The organism is Larkinella sp. C7 (assembly GCF_006149005.1).
In the GTDB taxonomy this organism is placed as follows: domain Bacteria; phylum Bacteroidota; class Bacteroidia; order Cytophagales; family Spirosomataceae; genus Larkinella.
This window is the reverse complement of the sequence record NZ_VBSL01000004.1, coordinates 541,414-560,657: the sequence shown is the minus strand read 5'-3', so window position 1 is coordinate 560,657 and position 19,244 is coordinate 541,414. Positions and strand designations below refer to the sequence as shown.

15 protein-coding genes are annotated in these 19,244 nt (G+C 52.7%); 5 read left to right on the top strand and 10 right to left on the bottom strand.

The window, feature by feature from the left end; genetic code table 11:
- Positions 1-23: 23 nt before the first annotated feature.
- Together FH871_RS13335 and FH871_RS13330 are read left to right on the top strand one after the other, a co-directional pair.
- Entirely contained in the window at positions 24-3,311 is a 3,288-nt protein-coding gene (locus tag FH871_RS13335) for an efflux RND transporter permease subunit (RefSeq protein WP_138991908.1), read from the top strand.
- Complete coding sequence (locus FH871_RS13330) at positions 3,295-4,428, top strand: efflux RND transporter periplasmic adaptor subunit (RefSeq protein WP_138991907.1); 1,134 nt, start codon at positions 3,295-3,297, stop codon at positions 4,426-4,428. Before FH871_RS13335 ends, FH871_RS13330 begins: the two co-directional genes overlap by 17 nt.
- Before the next feature lie 18 nt (positions 4,429-4,446).
- Here FH871_RS13330 and FH871_RS13325 read toward each other — a convergent pair whose 3' ends face one another.
- On the bottom strand, positions 4,447-5,640 hold the full coding sequence (locus tag FH871_RS13325; protein ID WP_138991906.1) for an aspartate aminotransferase family protein: 1,194 nt from the start codon (positions 5,638-5,640) through the stop codon (positions 4,447-4,449).
- 97 nt (positions 5,641-5,737) lie between these two features.
- Between FH871_RS13325 and FH871_RS13320 the strand changes: the two genes are divergently transcribed.
- Positions 5,738-6,637, top strand: coding sequence for a hypothetical protein (locus tag FH871_RS13320; protein ID WP_138991905.1), 900 nt, complete (start codon positions 5,738-5,740; stop codon positions 6,635-6,637).
- Positions 6,638-6,726: 89 nt separating this feature from the next.
- Here the strand turns inward: FH871_RS13320 and FH871_RS13315 are convergent, their stop codons facing one another.
- The 6 genes from FH871_RS13315 to FH871_RS13290 form a co-directional block, all read right to left on the bottom strand.
- Positions 6,727-7,917 (bottom strand): hypothetical protein, encoded by a 1,191-nt coding sequence (locus FH871_RS13315; protein WP_138991904.1) that lies wholly within the window; start codon positions 7,915-7,917, stop codon positions 6,727-6,729.
- Between the two features lie 53 nt (positions 7,918-7,970).
- Positions 7,971-8,768 carry a type 1 glutamine amidotransferase gene (locus FH871_RS13310; RefSeq protein ID WP_138991903.1) on the bottom strand — a complete coding sequence of 266 codons (798 nt, stop codon included), beginning with the start codon at positions 8,766-8,768 and terminating at the stop codon, positions 7,971-7,973.
- A 65-nt stretch (positions 8,769-8,833) separates the two neighbouring features.
- Complete coding sequence (locus tag FH871_RS13305) at positions 8,834-9,934, bottom strand: carboxylate-amine ligase (protein WP_138991902.1); 1,101 nt, start codon at positions 9,932-9,934, stop codon at positions 8,834-8,836.
- A 27-nt stretch (positions 9,935-9,961) separates the two neighbouring features.
- Positions 9,962-10,993: a RimK family alpha-L-glutamate ligase gene (locus FH871_RS13300; RefSeq protein WP_229317269.1), complete on the bottom strand. Its 1,032-nt coding sequence runs from the start codon at positions 10,991-10,993 to the stop codon at positions 9,962-9,964.
- 51 nt (positions 10,994-11,044) lie between these two features.
- Positions 11,045-11,515, bottom strand: coding sequence for a DinB family protein (locus FH871_RS13295; RefSeq protein ID WP_171062837.1), 471 nt, complete (start codon positions 11,513-11,515; stop codon positions 11,045-11,047).
- A 148-nt stretch (positions 11,516-11,663) separates the two neighbouring features.
- Positions 11,664-12,368, bottom strand: a complete 705-nt coding sequence (locus FH871_RS13290) for an esterase family protein (protein WP_138992014.1) — start codon at positions 12,366-12,368, stop codon at positions 11,664-11,666.
- Between the two features lie 158 nt (positions 12,369-12,526).
- On the opposite strand from FH871_RS13290, the gene FH871_RS13285 reads away from it, so the two are divergent.
- Together FH871_RS13285 and FH871_RS13280 are read left to right on the top strand one after the other, a co-directional pair.
- Entirely contained in the window at positions 12,527-13,390 is an 864-nt protein-coding gene (locus tag FH871_RS13285) for an esterase family protein (protein ID WP_138991900.1), read from the top strand.
- Between the two features lie 5 nt (positions 13,391-13,395).
- Positions 13,396-14,193, top strand: a complete 798-nt coding sequence (locus FH871_RS13280) for a family 16 glycosylhydrolase (RefSeq protein ID WP_138991899.1) — start codon at positions 13,396-13,398, stop codon at positions 14,191-14,193.
- Here FH871_RS13280 and FH871_RS13275 read toward each other — a convergent pair.
- From FH871_RS13275 to FH871_RS13265, 3 genes are read right to left on the bottom strand one after another with little or no spacing between them, the layout of a single operon-like run.
- Positions 14,187-16,988 (bottom strand): CHAT domain-containing protein, encoded by a 2,802-nt coding sequence (locus FH871_RS13275; protein ID WP_138991898.1) that lies wholly within the window; start codon positions 16,986-16,988, stop codon positions 14,187-14,189. The two genes, FH871_RS13280 and FH871_RS13275, sit on opposite strands and share 7 nt — an antisense overlap.
- Before the next feature lie 12 nt (positions 16,989-17,000).
- Entirely contained in the window at positions 17,001-18,491 is a 1,491-nt protein-coding gene (locus tag FH871_RS13270) for a S8 family serine peptidase (protein ID WP_138991897.1), read from the bottom strand.
- Between the two features lie 19 nt (positions 18,492-18,510).
- Positions 18,511-19,218, bottom strand: a complete 708-nt coding sequence (locus FH871_RS13265) for a tetratricopeptide repeat protein (protein ID WP_138991896.1) — start codon at positions 19,216-19,218, stop codon at positions 18,511-18,513.
- Positions 19,219-19,244 lie beyond the last annotated feature (26 nt).

Genomic DNA, 19,244 nt, shown 5'->3' with positions numbered 1-19,244 from the left:
CTTCTAACAAAGGACAGTACGTTATGGATTTAATCCGATCAGCCCTTCGCAAACCCATTACCGTGCTGGTATTGGTGGCGGGTTTATTTTATTTCGGTGTCGGTGCCGTTCGCACGATCAAAATCGACATTTTTCCCAATCTGGATTTACCGGTTATTTACATTTCCCACCCTTTTGGCGGTTACACACCCAACCAGATGGAGTCGTTTTTCGGGAAACAGTACGTCAACCTGTTGCTCTACGTGTCGGGCGTTAAAAGCATCGAAACCAAGAACATCCAGGGGCTTACGCTGATCAAACTGTCGTTTTACGAAGGTACGAACATGGCGCAGGCGGCCGCTGAAGTGTCGTCGTATACCAACCGGGCGCAGGCCATTTTTCCACCCGGATCCCAGCCACCTTTCATCCTTCGGTTCGATGCGTCGACGCTGCCGGTGGGTCAGTTGGTGTTGAGCAGTCCGATCCGCACCAACAACGAACTACAGGATTTAGCCAACGTGTATGTCCGGGCGCGGTTCAGTGCCATTCCCGGTCTGGTGGCTCCGGCACCCTTTGGCGGCAACTCACGAACGATCGTGATCCGGGCCGACCCGGCACTGCTGCGTTCCCACAACCTGACGCCCGATCAGCTCGTTCTGGCTTTGCGGGCCAACAACCAGGCGACGCCGGCCGGTAACGTGCGGGTGGGCGATCTGAATTATTTTACCCCGGCCAACACCACCATCCGGGAGGTGAAAGACTTCGGAAACATTCCGTTGTATACCGGATCGGTTCAGAGTCTGTACCTGAAAGATGTGGCGCAGGTGGAAGATGGCGCGGACATTACGTCGGGTTATGTGCTGGTAAATGGCCGCCGGTCGGTGTATTTGCCCATCACCAAATCGGCAGATGCGTCGACCTGGGAAGTGGTTCAGAATCTGAAAAAAGAGCTGCCCAATTTTCAGTCGTTATTGCCCGAAGACGTCACGTTATCGTATGAATTTGACCAGTCGGTTTACGTCATTAACTCGGTCGAAAGTTTGATTACCGAAGGCGTCATTGGGGCGATTTTAACCGGGTTGATGGTCTTGCTTTTTTTGGGCGATCCACGGGGCGCGTTGATCGTTATTATCACCATTCCGATCTGTATTATTGCCGGGGTTTTATTCCTGTCGCTATTCGGGCAAACCATCAACATCATGACGTTGAGCGGTTTGTCACTGGCCATCGGTATTCTCGTGGATGAATCGACGGTAACGATCGAGAATATTCACCAGCACCTGGACATGAAAAAGCCCAAGGCGCTGGCCATCTGGGATGCCTGCCAGGAAATCGCTTTCTCTAAACTGCTGATTCTCTTTTGTATTCTGGCGGTTTTTGCCCCGGCCTTTACCATGAAGGGCATACCGGGGGCTTTGTTTTTGCCGCTTTCGCTGGCCATCGCGTTTTCCATGATTACGTCCTACATCATGGCCCAGACGCTGGTGCCGGTATTGGCAAACTGGCTGATGAAAGCGCACGTCATTAAAACCAACGGAAAAGCCGGGAAACACGACGCCAACCAGGCTCAGGCGATTCCGGTGGCGGCCCAGTCGTCGGAAGAACGAATCCTAAGTGGAAAACAGAAATTAGCGCACCAGGCCGATTTGAATAATGACGGTAAAATTGGCCGTTTCGAGCGGTTACGGATTAATTTCGTGCGCTTTATTTCATGGACTCTTCCCTATAAAAAATCCATAACCGTCGGCTATGTCGTGGTTGCATTGGCCAGCACGGCTTTCTTTTTGAGCACCATTGGCCGCGATGTTTTACCACGCGTCAACGCCGGTCAGTTTCAGGTAAGATTGCGGGCTCCGGATGGCACCCGGCTTGAGAAAACCGAGCTTACGATGTTGAAAGCGATCGATGTATTGCACCAGTTGGTGGGGAAAGAAAATGTCGATATTACCTCCGCCATGGTGGGCATGCACAGCTCCCAGTTCTCCACCAGCCCGATTTATCTCTTCATGGCCGGGCCGCAGGAAGGCGTTTTACAGGCGAGTTTAAAACCCGATTATGAGGTCGATCTGGATCAGTTAAAAGACCAGTACCGCGACAAAATGAAGGAGGCTTTGCCGAATATAAAGATGTCGTTCGAGCCGATTGAACTGACCGATAAAATCCTCAGCCAGGGTTCGCCAACGCCCATTGAAGTGAAGGTGATCGGGAAGAACAAACCGCAGAATGAAGAATACGCCAACAAGGTAATTGCCAGTCTGAAAAAGATCCCCTATCTGCGGGATATCCAAATTGGTCAGGCGGTCAATTACCCGGCCATCGACATTGAAATTGACCGCGTCCGGGCGGCCCAGTTGGGAACGGACATTTCGGCGATTTCGCGCTCGCTAACGGCCTCGACCTCGTCGTCACGGTTTACCGAAAAAAACGTCTGGATCGATCCGAAAAGTGGTCAGATGTACAGCGTTCAAGTGGTAGTGCCGGAAAGCAAGATGGCGAACCTCAGCGATATTGGCGAAATTCCGGTGACGCCCAATGCCAATCGCCCGGTTCTGAGCGATGTCGCCACCATTAAAAAAGGGCGGACCTACGGCGAAAACGACAACATTGGTGCCGTACCGGTTTTATCGGTCACGGCGAATCTGAACGACATGGATTTGGGAACGGCGACGGTCGACGTTAAAAAAGCCATCGCCGATCTGGGTGAATTGCCGCGCGGCTTGACCATCGAAACCCGGGGACTGACCCAGGTGCTGACCGAGACCCTGGACAGTTTACAAACCGGTTTATTAACGGCGATCATCGTGATTTTTTTGATGCTGGCGGCTAATTTCCAGTCGTTTAAAGTGTCGCTGGTCGTTTTGTGTACCGTTCCGGCGGTTTTGGCGGGCTCCCTGGCCCTGTTGCTGCTGACGGGCTCAACGCTCAACCTGCAATCGTACATGGGCATGATCATGTCGGTGGGGGTGTCCATTTCCAATGCGGTTTTGCTGGTGACCAACGCCGAGCAGTTGCGGATGAAAAATCACAACGCCCTGCTGGCGGCCAAAGAAGCCGCTTCGCTGCGGATGCGACCCATTCTGATGACCAGCGTGGCGATGGTGGTGGGCATGCTCCCCATGGCCCTTGGGTTTGGGGAAGGCGGTTCGCAAACCGCCCCACTGGGCCGGGCCGTCATTGGCGGGCTGATCGCGTCAACGTTTGCGGCTTTGCATATTTTGCCGCTGGTATTTGCCTGGGTGCAGGAAAAATCATCGACCCAGTCGGTATCGTTAGACCCTGAAGACAAAGAAAGTAAACATTATATTCCCGGCGTATATGAATCGGTTAATTAACAGAGTAGGGTATTCAGTATTGGCGGTTTTTTCCGGAATTCTGGTGGTCAGTTCATTGAATGGCTGCCACTCGAGTGAGGGGAAAACAGAAAAGACAGCCGTGGCGGAGGAGCCGCAACCCCTGGAAGTGATTGCGTTGCGCAAGGGCAAACTGTCGTCGAGTCTGCAGATTCCCGGCGAACTGATGGCTTTTCGGGATGTGGATATCTACGCCAAAGTGAGCGGTTTTATCAAGTCCATTCATGCCGACGTGGGCACGGAAGTGAAAGAAGGGCAGTTGCTGGCCCTGGCCGAAGCTCCCGAACTGAATGCGCAACTGTCGGCTGCCCATTCGAGATTGAAGTCGCAGGAAGCGTTGTACATCGCCAGCAAGGCCAATTACGACCGCTATGTGGATGCCGCCAAAACGCCGGGAACCGTCGCCCAGACGATGATTGAACAGACGCTGGCGAAAAAAGAATCGGACCTGGCCCAACTGGAAGCCGCCAAATCATCGTACCGGGAAGTGTCCGATATGCGCAAATACCTGGAAATCCGGGCACCTTTCAGTGGGATCATCAGTCTGCGGAACGCCAGCACCGGGGCTTATATCGGGCCGTCGGGAAAGGGTTCGGAGTTTCCGCTGTTCGTATTGACGGAACAAAAACGACTGCGGCTGGTCATTGCCGTTCCCGAAGCTTATACGGGGTATGTCGACCTGAATGACGAAGTGACGTTTACCGTGAAAGCCTATCCCGATAAAAAATTCAGTGGAAAGGTGAAACGGCTGGCGGGGGCGCTCGACAAACGCCTGCGCTCGGAACGAACCGAAGTGGATGTGATCAACAACGACCGCAAACTTCTGCCGGGTATGATTGCTGAGGTAACCATTCCGTTGCCGACCAAAAACACGACTTTCGTGGTGCCCAAATCCGCCGTCATCAATGCCACAACGGGCGTTTTTATCGTCAAAGTGATCAATCAGAAGGCCGAATGGGTTCCGGTTCAGAAAGGGCTGGAAGACGGCGACAGCGTCGAGGTGTTTGGCGAGGTGAAAGAAGGCGATCAGATTCTGACCACCGCCACGGAAGAAGTGCGGAACGGTTCTGCCATTCGTTCGGTAAAACAACGGACGTAGTCGCCGGCGATCCGCTTTTCAGGAATCGATGGCATTCAAAATAACCGCGCACGCTTCCCGAATCTGTTCATCGGTGATGATCAGCGGGGGCGCAATGCGCATGGAATTGTCGCAGAACAGAAACCAGTCCGTAATCACGCCCTTCGCAATGGCCCGGTCGATGACCGGTTTCAAAATGTCGAATGATTCAAATTCGGCTGCCAGCATCAGCCCTTTACCACGGACCTCTTTGATGGCCGGATGAACCAGCAACTGCTTGAACAACTGGCCTTTGGCTTCAGCCTGTTCGTGCAGTTTTCCGTCCTGAACAACGCGCAGGGTGGCCAGCGAAGCCGCCGAGCAAACCGGGTGGCCGCCAAACGTCGTGATGTGTCCCAGGATCGGGTTGGTTTTGAAAACGCTCATGATTTCGGCGGAACTGATGAACGCGCCGATCGGCATACCACCCCCCATGCCTTTGGCGCAAACCAGCACGTCGGGAACGACCCCAAAATCCTCGAAAGCCCAGAAGGTTCCGGTTCGCCCAAAACCGGTTTGAATTTCATCAAAAACCAGCAACGCGCCTACCTCCGAACAACGCTGCCGCACTGCCTGAAGATATGCCACTTCCGGTACCCGGACGCCCGCTTCACCCTGCACGACTTCCATAATCACGGCAGCGGTTTTTTGGGTGATTTTCTCAAGGTGCTGCCAGTCAGCGTGCTGGATGTGCCGAATGCCGGGTAGGAGGGGGCGGAAACTGCGTTTGAAATTCTCACTGCCCGACAGCGAAAGCGCGCCCTGTGTGGCGCCGTGGTAGGCATTGAAACAGGAAATGATTTCCCGACGTCCCGTAAACCGTTTGGCGAGCTTCATGGTGCCTTCGATGGCTTCCGTGCCGGAGTTGGTGAAATAGACGCTGGACAGCGGTTCCGGCAGCGTTTGGGCCAGCGCGTGGGCCAGTTCGACCTGGGGCGTCTGCACATATTCACCGTACACCATCAAATGCAGGTATTTATCCAGTTGTTCCTGAATGGCCGCCAGTACCCGTGGATGCCGGTGTCCGACGTTGCTCACGCCGATGCCGGAGATCAAATCGAGGTAGCGCTGCCCGGAACCGTACAGGTAAATGCCCTCAGCCCGCTCGATTTCAAGAGCCAGCGGAAAGTCGGACGTTTGGGCGATGTGCTGAAAAAACAGTTGCCGATGGGTTACTACTGTGTTGTTCTTCAAGGAAATAGTTAGTTGCCGGTGCAAAAATACACCTATATAACGCTTGGGCGAAATCGGTAAGTTTATTAACTTTAATAGTTATGAAAAAAGTCTGCCTATGAAGCTAATCTACCTGTCTGTTTTTCTGGGAATTTTGCTGGTTTCGAAGGGGTGGTCCCAGGACGTGTATTACGAACCGGGTCAGTCGCATATTCCCGGAACGTATGATTTTCTGCTCAAAAATGGCACCACAATACGTGGACAATTCGTCCGGCGGGATAGTGCTTCCTATCTCATCCGAACCAAAAAAGAGGGCGACCGGTTGCTGGCAGCCCACGAAATTCAACGCGCCGATCTGGTTGGCGGCACCCTCCGCAGTGGCCCCGACTTTCCGAACGGTTTTCCCTTCCGGTTATTTTTGATGCCCACAGCGTATATGCCCGAAAAAAAGAGCCTGTATTTTCAAAGCAGCTACGTTTTATTCAGTCGGCTGGACGTTGGAATCACCAAAAACCTGAGTGTGGGCACGACCTTTCAGACCCTGAATCCCCGAAATTTCCACACGTTTTCAGCCAAATACGGTACCAAACTGATGCACCGAACCCACATCGCGCTGAATGTCCAGTACATCGGTATTCGCCTGAACGAACGCTTGCTGACCAAACTGGGATTAGCCCAGGGCGTGGTGACTGTGGGAGATGCGGAACGCAATATTACTGTGGGAGCCGGTGTCACTTTCTCCCGGCAGGGCATTGCTTCGTCGGGCGTTGTCACCATCGGCTACGTCCGCAAACTGACGCCGGATCTGACGTTCATCAATCAGAACAACATCCTGGTGGGAGAAGCCATCGAGCCGCAATATACCTACCTGTCCGGCTTGACTTCGGCGGGTTTGCGGTTTAACCGCCGTCGACACGCATTCGATACGGCGATTCTGCTCCCCGTCTACAGTTCCAACGGCCTGATTCGCACCAGCCCGCTGCCGTATCTGAGTTACCAGGTCCGGCTTGGAAAGTGAATATGAATAGAGAGGTGAGACCAGAGAGTACAGACCAAAAACCGTTAAGGAGGTCTTTACTCTCTGGTCTCACCTCTTTATTCTATTGCTCACTCTTCAAAAAAACACACGGTTCCGCCCACCCAGTCGAAGTCTTTATTGAATCGAACGCCAATCATTTCGCCCCGGCTCAAACGCGCCAGATTGGTCAGGAGCGTTGGGCGCGGGTCTTTCTCGTGCCAGATGTAGAGCATCCGGATTTCGCACTTCACCAACCCGTCCGGTGATTGAATGACCGGTTCGTATTTGACTTTTTTCTGGAGTAAATAATTCTCTTTGTCAGATATTGAATCCAGATCTTCTTTCGAAATATTCAGCATGACGCCACTGCCTGCGAAGGAAAAAAGCGGTTTCAAAACGTAATTTTCCAGATCATCAGGATAGGTTTCTACCCGATCCAGGTATTGACTGGTCGGAACATACGGGCTGTTCAGCAGCGGCAGCGTGTGTTTGCTGATGCGGAAAAACCAGTTGGGGTGGCCAATCCATTCGACGTCTACGTCGTCCGTTAAGGAAAAAGCGGTTTTTAGTTCCGGAAAGTTTTCTAACTCATCGAATATCAGTCGGTTATAGATTCGTTTGATGTGGTAACGCTGACCGTCTTTTTCGTAATAGAGCTTCCGGCCCTCTTTCTGAATCTTCGTCAGGCAAACCGCTTCGATGCCCAGCATCTCGTGGGTGATGGCAAAATCGATGCGGGTTTTCTGTTTTTCCGGGTAAATTTCCAGCAGAATCACCTGTTCCGGCGGCTCCGTTCCAATGATCAGTCGGCGCAGATGCTGGCGGTAGGTTTCGTCGGAATCGACGTCGAACAAATGGTTGAAACCGTCGGGAATGGGAAAGTATTTTCTGAAATTACCGGACAAATAAGACTGAAAGCCGAATATCGACGGAAAGCCCTGCAGTTCGATCAATTGCGGCAGTAAATCGCCGTTTTCATCCTTACAAATGGCAAAGTCGATGGCCAGAAAAGACGTATGCCCGTTCTCGTTCGGCACCCGCTGGCCCGGCGGAATGGCGGCTTCCGACCACGCTTTAAACTGCTCTTCAGTGATCGTATCGACAATTGCATCGCAGGCTTCCAGAATCCGGTTTTTCAAGGCCAGGGGCACAAAAACCGGGGTTTCGGCCACCCGGAAATCCAGTTGGCCCGGATAATCGTGCTGAATCTGATCCAAAAAAGCCCGGTAATTTTCCGGGCTGAATGCTTCATTGTAGGCCTGACGAATCGATTGAATCATAGTGGTTGGACGTGACCCGATGTCTGAAAAAACGGGCCACGTTTTAAAGGTGGTCAGATGGTTTGGCGTAGAAAATCCGGAATCAGCACCGATTCGGTCAGCCCGATTTTTTGAGGGTCCAGCAGCGACTCGACCATTTCGTTGTACTTTTCTTCGCCGTGGTTCTCGACAATCTGCCGTCTTTTCTCGTCTTTCATGAAATACCGCAACATGCCTTCGCCGTCGGCTTCCGGGTGAAACTGGGTGCCAAACACCTCGTCGGTGAACCGGACAGCCATGATTGCCCGTTCGTAGTCGACGTGGGGACGGATTTTTTCCAGACACAACACCTTGGCATCCAGTTCACTAATGCGCTGCCAATTGGGTTCGGTGAGTTGGTAATCCCGCGAATCGACCGCAAAAAACGGATCGGGCAATTTCTGAAACAAAGGATCGGTCTGGCCTTCGTCGGTTTTGTGAATCGGGAAAATACCAAAGGAGGTCGACCGCCGTTTGCTGATGGTGCCGATGCCGAGGTGCCGTGAAACGAGTTGAAAAGAATGGCAAATCAGAAACAGATATTTCTTCTGGTTGCTCGTCCGGTTGTGCGAAAAAAGCTGGTCGATCAGCTGGAAATAGGGTTCTTCCCAGGGTTCATCGCTCGGCAGCGGACTGCCGGGGCCACCGCTCGAAATGTAAATATCGTAGTCGAGTCCGGGCACTTCGTTCTTGCCGCGGACATCGAAAACCGTATGGGTTAATTCAAGCTGTTCTTTTTCGCTGATATTCCGGATCAGTTGCAGAATACAGCGCATGCCTTCATTCGGGACATTGTTGTACAGGTCTAAAACGGCCACTTTCATCGATTCCATTGGGTACGTTTTTAGAGCCTCCGGTCTTTTATGGGTGACCGGAGGCAATATGGTATAGTTGATAACTATCTCAAACCGTGAGAAGTTTCCTCCACAATGTAATCTACAACACGCTTGAGATCATTGGTTTGCCGAAAAACCGCCAATTGACGATCGGCACCGGTGCCCGTTTCGAGAATGGTTTTCACGTATTCGACATCTTTTCGGCTACCGAGTTCGTCGACCACATCGTCGATAAAATCGAGCAGTTCCTGCGCCAGGGTGTGGTACGGAACCTCCTCCTGTTTGCCGAAGTCGATCAGTTTTCCTTCAATACCGTACCGGGCCGCCCGCCATTTGTTTTCGTTGATCAGCAACCGGCGATATGGTCTGAAATTCAGGTTTTGCTTGTGCAGTTTGTGGATCTTCGCCACCAGCGCCTGCATCACGGCCGCCAGACAAATCGTTTCATCGACGCGCATTGGCACGTCACAGATCCGGAATTCGATGGTGTCGAAAAACGGATGGAGCCGGATGTCCCACCAGATTTTTTTGCCGTTGTCGATGCAATTCGTCTTGACGAGCAGGTTGATGTAATCGTCGTATTCGGCCGCCGACGAAAAATAGTCGGGAATGCCCGTTCGCGGAAATTTATCGAACACCTTGGAGCGGTATGACTTGAAACCGGTATTTCGCCCGCACCAGAACGGCGAATTGGTCGAAAGGGCATAAATGTGGGGCAGAAAATACCGCACGGCATTCATGATGTGAAGCCCTTCGTTCCGGCTTTCGATGCCGACGTGAACGTGCAGGCCAAAAATCAGGTTCGACCGGGCCACGTCGCGCATCTCGTCGATGAGCTTGTCGTAGCGTTCGTTGTCCGTGATGAGCTGATCCTGCCAGTCGGAAATGGGGTGGGTGCCCGCAGCCGCAATCCGCAGGTTCTGCTTGTCGGCCAGATCCAGAATCATCTTGCGGAGGTAGGTAACTTCCTCGCGGGCTTCGTGAATGTTTGTGCAGATGTTCGTACCGACTTCCACCACGGCCTGGTGCATCTCGGCTTTCACCCGTTCCTGCAACTGAATTTGACCGCCCTCCACAATTTTTGACATGTGCGAACGCAATTCGCGCGTGACGGGGTCGATCGTCTGAAATTCTTCTTCGATTCCTAACGTGAATACTGGCATGAAACAGAGTTGGGCTGCGTGAACCGATTACTTAGTGGACTTTTTCGCCTTTTTCTTCTCGACAGGTGCCGCCACGGGTTCTTCCACCAGCGTTTCCGGAACAAAAAGCCGACCGTGCGATGAGCTTTGAACATACGACCCCCAGGTCAGGTTGTCCTCGCCCGGTTTTTGGGCTTTCGCCCGCGCAATGGCCATGGTGGCGGCTGCTTCCACGACCCACTCAAAATTATCCTGGCCCACCGAATGAATATCGGCGTCCGGTGCCGGGTTGCAGAAGTCAATGGCGTAGGGAATGCCGTCGCGGATGGCAAACTCGACCGTGTTAAAATCGTAGCCCAGCGCCCGGTTGAGGGCGATGACGTAATTTTTAACGGTGGTCATCAGTTTTTTGTAGGCATCGCCGGTCACTTTTGGCTCAGCCGCGTAGCGCAGGTGGTGCGGATTGCGCGGTTCGTAAGGCATAATCCTGACGTCGGTGCCGCCAATGCAATAGCAGCGGAAATAGTCATCGAAAATGATTTCTTCCTGCAACATCATCACCAGCTGAGCGGTTTCGGCGTATTTTTCCCACAAATCCTCCGCGTTGTAGATCTTGTAAACACTTTTCCAGCCCCCGCCGGAATGCGGTTTCATGTAAGCCGGAAAACCGATGTACTTGAAAATGAATTCCCAATCCATCATTTTCAGGTTGCGGAACGAGTTTTCGTTCGTATCGTCGGGCCGGTCTTTCGAGGGCAGCAGAACGGTATTCGGAACCGGCACATTCAGTTTGGTCGCAATCGCATTGTTGAAAAATTTCTCGTCAGCACTCCACCAGAAGGGGTTGTTGATGACGGCGGTTCCGCACAGGGCCGCGTTTTTCAGATAGGCCCGGTAAAACGGAACGTCCTGCGAAATCCGGTCGATGATGACGGCGTAGTCGGTGGCTTCGCCTTGAACAACCTTGTCGATGGTCACGAATTCGGCCACGATGTCGGTTTCTTTTTTGCTGTTGACGCGGTCGATAAAGGCTTGGGGAAAAGAGTTTTCCTGCCCAAATAGTATTCCAATTTTCTTCATATGCGTTTTATGGGATCAAAATCGGTCGTAACTGGATAAAGGATATGCCCACTAAAATTGTTTAAAATGATGCCCTAAATGCGCCACATAATCGTCGATGAGCCACAGAAGGGTTACCGTCGGCGAATCATCAGGCGGTATCACCGGCTTTTGAAGAGTTTCCTCCGGCATATTTTCGGTAACATACAAAATTTGTCGATTCAACGATTGCCAGTACGTCAGTAAATGTTCCAGCGGAAGTTCCTGATAGCGGTTATAGACCACCGACTGGTTCTGATCATACCGCTCAACGACAAACGGCGACGGCAGAAACTGCGCATCCGTAAACCGCTTGAGGTTGTTGAGACCCGAATCGATCAGGTGCCCCAGAATTTCTTTTCGAGACCATTTTCCGGGCTTTCGAAAGGTCAATTCCTCCTCACTGAAGCCCCGCAAACGCACCGGAACTTCCAGGAGGTACGTTCGAAGCTGCTGCAAAGCCTCCGGCAGCGGGCGCTGGTTTTCGATATAGCCGTATTTCAAAGCGGAAGGTGGTTTATGGTGTTCGGTTTTCGGTATTCAGTTTTCGGTTGTGGGAACTGGCAGATTCCGTATTTTTCTTTCGTTATTCAAAATTCGTTATTCATTATTCGATATTAAAAAAGCGAACGCCAGCCTCCATAAACCGCCTTCACACCTGTGACAGATAATGCGGAAACATTTCGCGCCAGACGGGCCAGTCATGGGCGCCCCAGGGCCGGACATCGAGCCAGTGGTGAATGCCTTTGCGGTTCAGGATGCCCGACATCGCATAGTTATCCGGTTTACAGAAATCATACTCCGACGTTCCCAGAATGATTTTCATCTGGTAAAACTGATCGTTGTGGGCATTCGGAATGTAATCCGGCGGGTTGTTAAAATAAACGTTATCGTCGTAATAACCACCCATAAACGATTTAATGTCGAACTTGGCACCCATCGACCAGAGGTGGGCAACTTTGTCGGGATGGCGGAACGCGAAGTTCAGGGCCTGAAAACCGCCGAAACTGCAGCCGCCCACCGCGATTTTTCCGACCTGACACTCGTGCTGAATCCACGGCACCAGTTCTTCGTTCACCATTTTGTCGTACCAGATGTGGTTTTGAATCCGGACCGAGGGATGCAGGTGTTTGGCATACCAGCTATCCCGGTCGATGCTGTCGATGCAATAGATTTTAATTTTTCGGTTGTCGACAAACCATTGGGCGGATTCGATCAGTTTAAAGTCTTTGGCTTCGTAATACCGCCCCATCGTGGTGGGAAAAAGGAGTACGGGATACCCCCAGTCACCATAAACCAGCATTTCAATGTCGCGACCCAGGTGGCGCGAATACCATTTTCTATAGTGTTCCTGCAAAATATCGGTTGTTTTTTTGTTGATGATTCCGGAGGAAAGATAACCATATTTACGAACTACCACGAAAACTGTCCGTAATTTTGGGGTAATTTGCCGATCAAACTTGGGCACTTCTCAGCGGAATGAATGGACGATGAACAGGTGGTAACTTTCTTATAATGCGTATAGTTGGTGAAATAGCTTCGCTTGCCGATGGCGTAACGAGCCGGGCAGACACCGGTTTGGTATCCGTTTACCTGAACCGGAGCGTTCGGCTGGATGTCGTTTTGCCGAAAGAATACGCGGGGTCAGCCGAGTCCTTTCCGGTTTTGTTTCTCAACGATGGTCAGGATCTGGAACGACTCCGTCTGGTCGCGGTTTTGAATACTCTGTACGACCAGAAAGCCATCCAGCCGTTTATTCTGGTGGCCATCCATTGCGGGGACCGGATTCAGGAATACGGCGTGGCCGCGCAGGCCGATTACCTGCACCGGGGTGCCAAAGCGGGGGCTTATGCGGACTTTGTCATTCACGAATTACTCCCGCACGTACGGAAACAATACCGGGTTTCGACTGATCCGAACGAGTCGGTTTTTGCCGGTTTTTCACTCGGTGGTCTGTCGGCTTTCGACCTGGTCTGGCATCGCCCGGAACTGTTCCGAAAAGCCGGTGTGTTTTCGGGTTCCTTCTGGTGGCGGCAGCGCGGGCTGAACGATGGCTATTCGGATGATAACGACCGGATTATGCACGCCCAGGTTCGCGAAACGAAGCCGCCGGTCGGCTCGGCGTTTTGGTTTCAAACCGGAACGCTGGACGAAACCGACGACCGTGACCACGACGGTATTATCGACTCCATTGCCGACACCCTCGACCTGATTGCCGAAGTCGAGCGCCGGGGTTTTCGCTGGGGCCGTGATGTGCAGTATGTGGAGGTGAAAGACGGTCGGCACGACCCTGAAACCTGGGGGCAGGTGATGCCGCAATTTTTGACCTGGGCGTTTCCCCGGACTTTAGAGACAACTAGTGTGTTAACTGATTCCTGAAACCCATGAAAACGATCCTTTCAACCGTCGCCATTGCCACCTTAATCGCCTGTAATTTCCCGGAACCGGCCGGAACTGTTGCCAAACGCAAGCTCGTCTGGTCCGACGAATTCGACAAGGCCGGGTTGCTCGACCCCGGAAAATGGGCGTATGACGTGGGCGGCAGCGGTTTTGGAAACAACGAACTGCAATTTTACCGCGCATCCCGCCCGGAAAATGCCCGCGTTGAAAACGGTTTTCTGATCATCGAAGCCCGGAAGGAAAAGCACGAAAACCGCGACTATACCTCCGCCAAACTGATCACGAAAGGGATTGCCGAATGGAAATACGGACGAATCGACGTACGGGCGAAGCTGCCGAAAGGGCGGGGAACCTGGCCGGCGATCTGGATGCTCAGTGCCAAAACGCCCCTGAAATGGCCGCTTGACGGCGAAATCGATATCATGGAACACGTCGGTTTCAACGAAAACCAGATTCACGGCACCATTCATACCGAAGCCTACAACCATACCAAAAACACCCACAAAACCGGCATCAAAGTCATTCCCGGTGCCACGGACGATTTTCATACCTACTCCATCGACTGGACAGCGGAGAAGATTGATTTCCTGATCGACGACGACACGTATTTCACGATCACCAAAAAAGAAACCGGCAGCAGTTACGAACAATGGCCGCTCGACCAGCCGTTTTATCTCATCCTGAATCTGGCCGTTGGCGGCAACTGGGGTGGGCAAAAGGGCGTCGATGAGTCAATCTGGCCGCAGCGGCTGGCGGTCGATTTTGTCCGGGTGTATCAATAAACCGCCTTCGGTTTCCGGCTTCGCTGGCGGAATCGTCGGCCCATCACAAGGGCCAGAATGACAACGAAACCGCCCCCCAGCCACCACCAGGTCGTGTGGTAGACAGACAGCGGTTCGGCATTGCCCACCAGAATCAGTCCGGCCCAGCGGTACGGCAACTGGTCGGCGCGGGAAGCACTGGCCAGCCAGTCGAGCTTCGCCTGCTGAAGGGCCTGATCTTTCGGAAGTCCCTCGCTTAAATGGTAATAAAACCGCTCCGTTAGCTGGTACGTCGCCTGATCCTCCACACTCCAGAGCGTGGTCAGAACACTTGGAATCCCGAGCGTGGCAAATCCGCGCGCCAGACTGAAAATGCCTTCGCCCTGCTGGTTGACACCCAGACTGGTTTTACAGGCCGATAAAACGATGAGTTGCGTCTGGTAGGGGCCATCGTCGCTGAGTTCCGACAACCGCAGGGTCGAATCGGCAAAGTATAGCAAAGGCTCACGGCCAATGCTATCGGCTTCGGCGTGCGTAAACAACTGAACGACGCGGTAATTGGGAGCCATTGTCCGGAACGCCCGGCGGGTCGCGGCCTGGTCGGTCAAAATCGTCGGATGACTGAACAGCTCACCGATGTTGGCCAGCACCTGGTCAGAGCCGGTGAGCGTGGCCTGCTGGAAGGTCTGGTTGAAATGCACCGGAGCCAGGCCCAGAAATTCCGAACTTTTCGCCGATGAACGTTCCGTCTCTTTCAGCAAAACCGTGGCCGAATAACCGTAACTGAACGCGTGGTGATTGAGGAGAAAGTCGGGTTGGTTGGCGGATTTACTGAGGGTTTCAAACGGGATAAAGTGGTAATCGGGCGAAACAATGACGCGTTCGGTGGTCAGAGTCAGCGGTTTAAGAAGTTGGTTGTAAACCTGGTGGCTCAGCGTTAAGAACCGCCCGAACTGCCGGTTTTGCCGTTCGGTGGCACAGAGCGGCAAAAATTCATTCACCACCTTTTGATAGTCCTGAACGGATTGTCGCACCAACCGGGTGACCGATGGCCCAACGGCCAGACTATACAGGGCACTGTCGCCGACAAAATAGGAAACCAGCGTCGATTTTCGGTCGTTCAGCCAGTTTTGAAGACGCGAAAGGGACGGAACCGTATTGTCGAATTTGTAGCGGTAATACGTGGGGTTTTCCTGCTCCAGTTTTTTGAGAAACGCATCCAGTTTTTCCTGTTCGGTCAGCAGAACGGTTCGCGTTGAATCGTAGGAACGGTTGCCGGGTTTCAACTCCGACAACGCATTTTGCATCGTGTTGATCCGCTGGCGAAAATCCTGTTCCTGCTGCGCTTGTTGCGGGGGCAATTCCTGCCGTGCGCCCAGTTCGTTGAGTTTGTCGCTCAGCAAAACCGCCCGGCTTTTTTCAAAAAAATGGAACGCCAGCCCACTGTCATTCAGTCGGTAAGCGGTTTCAATCGCCCGTTCATACATGCTGTGTGTTTTCTGCCGCCAGTAGAGTTTCGACTGCTGACCCGGCTGCTCAAACCGCATGATGTCGATCATCTGGTCGGCAATCTGGTAGCGTTTCAGGGCTTCTTGAAAAAAAACACGATGGTTTCGGGGCCTGCTTTTGGCGTAGTCGAGCCAGGTGTCGGCCTTGTTCTGGATCACCGTCAGCAGGTACTCTTTGTAGGGCGTCAGCCGGATGGTCCGGGTCAGTTCGGCCGGTTTTTGCCGGTCATCGAAGTGCAGCGTGTCGAGGGCTTGCTGGAAATACCGGAGAGCGGTTTGGTAGTTTTTTTTGCGCCAATAAACTTCACCAATGTTGCTCAGGATTCGTACGCGACCATATCGGTCGTCGGCAATGGTTTCCAGCGCTTTCCGGTATTGAACCAACGCCTTATCGTACTGGTGGAGGTAATTGTCATACAAAAAGCCGATGTTGGAGGTCACTTCCGACTGGCCGGCTGGGTTCTGGATTTGCACATGAACTGCATAGGCTTTTTCATACGATTTAAGGGCCTCCCCAAATCGACGCAAACGGCCCAGCACACTGGCCTGGGACGAATATGCATTGGCCAGCCTGATCGACGGCTCGGGCGAAGAGCCAAACAAAAGGACGATCTGGTTGACGATTTGTAGCGCCTGTGCGTTATCACCGGTTTCTTTCAGGCAGTTGGCTTTTTCGGTGAGATTAGCCGCCATCAATTCGGCGTTACCGATTCGTTCGGCATACGAAACCCCTAATTCAGCCTGGCGGATGCTTTTCTGGTAGTCGGACTCTTTAAAAAACAGATTGGCCAAGTGCCAGTAGGCCAGTCCCACCAGCTCATACCGTTCGGGATAGCGGCTTCCCATTGTGACAAACTGCTGAAAAACCAGTCGGGCCGTTCGAAAATCCTGCTGGTCCAGGTAAATATTGCCCAGGTTAAAATAGCTTTTGGCCAGAAAAGAGGGGCTGACATCGTTTCGTTTCTGGGAATTCAGCCGGATGGCCCGGCGGGTGTAGTCGATTGCGGTTGGGTAATCTTTTTTAAGATAAGCCAGGGTGCCCAGCCGGTGCCAGATCTTGGCATAAGTCGAGTCGCGGTTGAGCCGACAGCGGTCGCAGAGCCGAACCAGCGCAGGAAAGCCAATGGCCTGTCGGTCGTTATCCAGTGTCATCAGGCTATCATACCGCGACCGGATCATTTCGGGCTGCGGACATTGGCCCAGGCCCTCGAAAAACAGGAAAAAGCCGGTCAGAATACCACAAAACCGCCACCCTGCCCGACGTGTTCGGAAGGGGAGCGTGGCTCCGGCAAAACCGCCTGGCATCATGGGGTGGGTTTGTTAGGGTTCATGACGAAGCACGTAGTGATCTTTTAGCTGATTGGTCAGGCTGGGATCGGTTTTAAGTGTTGTCGGAGAAAGGGTACGCATTTTGGTGTACAGTCCCGCCCGTTTGTGAGCAGACCAGTCCGGTCCGAGTTTGTTGACCAGTTTGCCCGTCACCACCGGAGCCGCGAAGGAACTCCCCGATTTTGTTCTTCCATTAGTGGCTGTAATGTCGAGCACCTCACAGCCCGGGATGATCGGGCCGGTTTCTTTCAGGTTGAGGTTATTCAATACGCCGATATTGACCGCATGACTCGAATAATTCTGGTTGGGGCAAACGGCAAACGGCCCCTCCGGTAAAACGGCGGGATTGGCTTTGCTTTCTTTGGAGTCAGAATGAATGGTCGTAACCGCAATAACATTTTCATGGGTCGTACTGAATGCCGCCGGCCAGAAAGGATTGGTGTCCAGATTGCGGTAGATCCCCGTCAGCCACCCCAGTGGATTTCTCTCCAGACTTTCGATTTTATTGCCGGCGGCTGCCACCAGGGTAATTCCGGTGGTGTTCAGTTGTTGAATGAAATGACCCAGCAGTTTGCTTTCCTGCTGGCTGTAAAATCCCCAACTGGCATTGATCATTTTTGCGTTCATTTGGCGGGCATACGACAGGGCGCAGAGGTTATCGAAGAGCGTTCCCTGGCCGTTGGCACCAAAGGTTTTGAGGTGCATAAAGCGGACCTTGCCCGTGGCCCAGGGGTTGTTTCTGAGCTGTTCGTGAATGAGCGAAGTCACCAGCGTTCCGTGGTTATTGTCGTCGTACGGAAAACTGGCATTGTTCACAAAATCATAGCCAAACTGGTCACCCACCAATCCATTGTGATCGTGATCGGAACCGGAAACTTCGGCCGTGTTGACCCAAAATGAATTGGAGGCAGGAGTATAGAGAGAGCCATCAAAGCCCGTATCCAGTATCGCGATAATAAAAGGTTGATCGGTTGGATTCGCCGGTGGAAGTATTACCTTAACCGCCTTACCCGGCTCATTAACGGGACCGTAGGGCATTGAAAGCCGGTAGTTTTTAGAACCTGGGGAGTCCAGTTGCGGCCAGTTCAGACTGCCATCGGGATTCCATTTAATTCCATACGGGGGCTCTCCACTGACGCCACTGCCCCCCCCTGTACTGGACGCCATTTCTTTTCCGCTGATAATCAACTGGTCCAGTCTTTTTCCTTCCAGCAACACGAGGGCGCTATCACAAGGACACCAGTGCTTAATTTTTAGGGTCTCTTTCCCGTTTCTTAAAAGCACTTTATTGACTGAATCGACCATCTCCTTTTGCTTGGCAACTGGGATGGCAACTTTTGCACCTTTCACATCGATGAGGGAAAATAAAATGATGTTCTGGTCGGGAAGATGCCCGGATTCTGGGTACGATCGAATCAAATCGCAGGATAGCAGGGCCCAAAAAGCCACAGAGAGGATGAGCAGTCTGGTAAAAATACGCATGGGAGTATGAAAAATTTAGTTAGTTGAACTTGATCTTCTCGACCAACTGCCCGGCTTCTTCCTTTCCTTCCAAATTGCCTTGAATAACAGTCAGTAACAATTTTTTAGCCTGGTTTTTATCCATCGGTTGTCCGCGCTTCAAAAGGGCGAGGGCTTCCAGAAAAATACCCGGGTTGGCATACAGATCGGTTTGCTGGCCAAGCCGACGAAACCGTTCAATAGCTTGGTCGTAATTTCCGAGCCGCAGGGAAACAAGACCGGCCCGTTTTAGTGCTTCTGGATGCGTGGGTTCCCGCTCAAGCATGCTTTCAAAAACCGTTTCTGCTTTTCTGAATTCCCCCATATTGTAGTAGTGAGAACCGGTTTTCAGGCTGTCGCTCTGGCCATCGAGCGAAACCGGCAGTTGACCATAGCGTTCTGAGAGATACTGATCGGCCACTTCGACGGCCGACGGGGGCTTTTGCCAGACCGTCAAAAACCAGCCCACCCCCAGTACCAGAAGCAGACAGGCGGCCAGGAGCGTCAAAAACCGCACCGGCAGTCGGCGCACCGGCACCGGTTTCAGCATCCGCCGGGCTTCCTGACGGGCGGTTTGGCGGGCCAGCAGGTAAAAGGCCACGGAGCGGGCGAGGGCCGGATTGTGGGGTAAAGTGGCCTCAAAACGATCCCGGTCGGCGGGTGGCAACCGCCCTGCGAAGTAATCGTCGATTCGTTCCAGTTCTTTCATCACGGGCGATGCGTTTCCACCTTGGG

Bases quoted from the DNA above. Each gene is read 5' to 3' on its own strand.
- FH871_RS13330 (WP_138991907.1), top strand. From the start codon at position 3,295: ATGAATCGGTTAATTAACAGAGTAGGGTATTCAGTATTGGCGGTTTTT.
- FH871_RS13275 (WP_138991898.1), bottom strand. From the start codon at position 16,988: ATGATGCCAGGCGGTTTTGCCGGAGCCACGCTCCCCTTCCGAACACGT.
- FH871_RS13270 (WP_138991897.1), bottom strand. From the start codon at position 18,491: ATGCGTATTTTTACCAGACTGCTCATCCTCTCTGTGGCTTTTTGGGCC.
- FH871_RS13280 (WP_138991899.1), top strand. From the start codon at position 13,396: ATGAAAACGATCCTTTCAACCGTCGCCATTGCCACCTTAATCGCCTGT.
- FH871_RS13300 (WP_229317269.1), bottom strand. From the start codon at position 10,993: ATGAAGAAAATTGGAATACTATTTGGGCAGGAAAACTCTTTTCCCCAA.
- FH871_RS13320 (WP_138991905.1), top strand. From the start codon at position 5,738: ATGAAGCTAATCTACCTGTCTGTTTTTCTGGGAATTTTGCTGGTTTCG.
- FH871_RS13285 (WP_138991900.1), top strand. From the start codon at position 12,527: ATGCGTATAGTTGGTGAAATAGCTTCGCTTGCCGATGGCGTAACGAGC.
- FH871_RS13335 (WP_138991908.1), top strand. From the start codon at position 24: ATGGATTTAATCCGATCAGCCCTTCGCAAACCCATTACCGTGCTGGTA.
- FH871_RS13265 (WP_138991896.1), bottom strand. From the start codon at position 19,218: ATGAAAGAACTGGAACGAATCGACGATTACTTCGCAGGGCGGTTGCCA.
- FH871_RS13315 (WP_138991904.1), bottom strand. From the start codon at position 7,917: ATGATTCAATCGATTCGTCAGGCCTACAATGAAGCATTCAGCCCGGAA.
- FH871_RS13310 (WP_138991903.1), bottom strand. From the start codon at position 8,768: ATGGAATCGATGAAAGTGGCCGTTTTAGACCTGTACAACAATGTCCCG.
- FH871_RS13305 (WP_138991902.1), bottom strand. From the start codon at position 9,934: ATGCCAGTATTCACGTTAGGAATCGAAGAAGAATTTCAGACGATCGAC.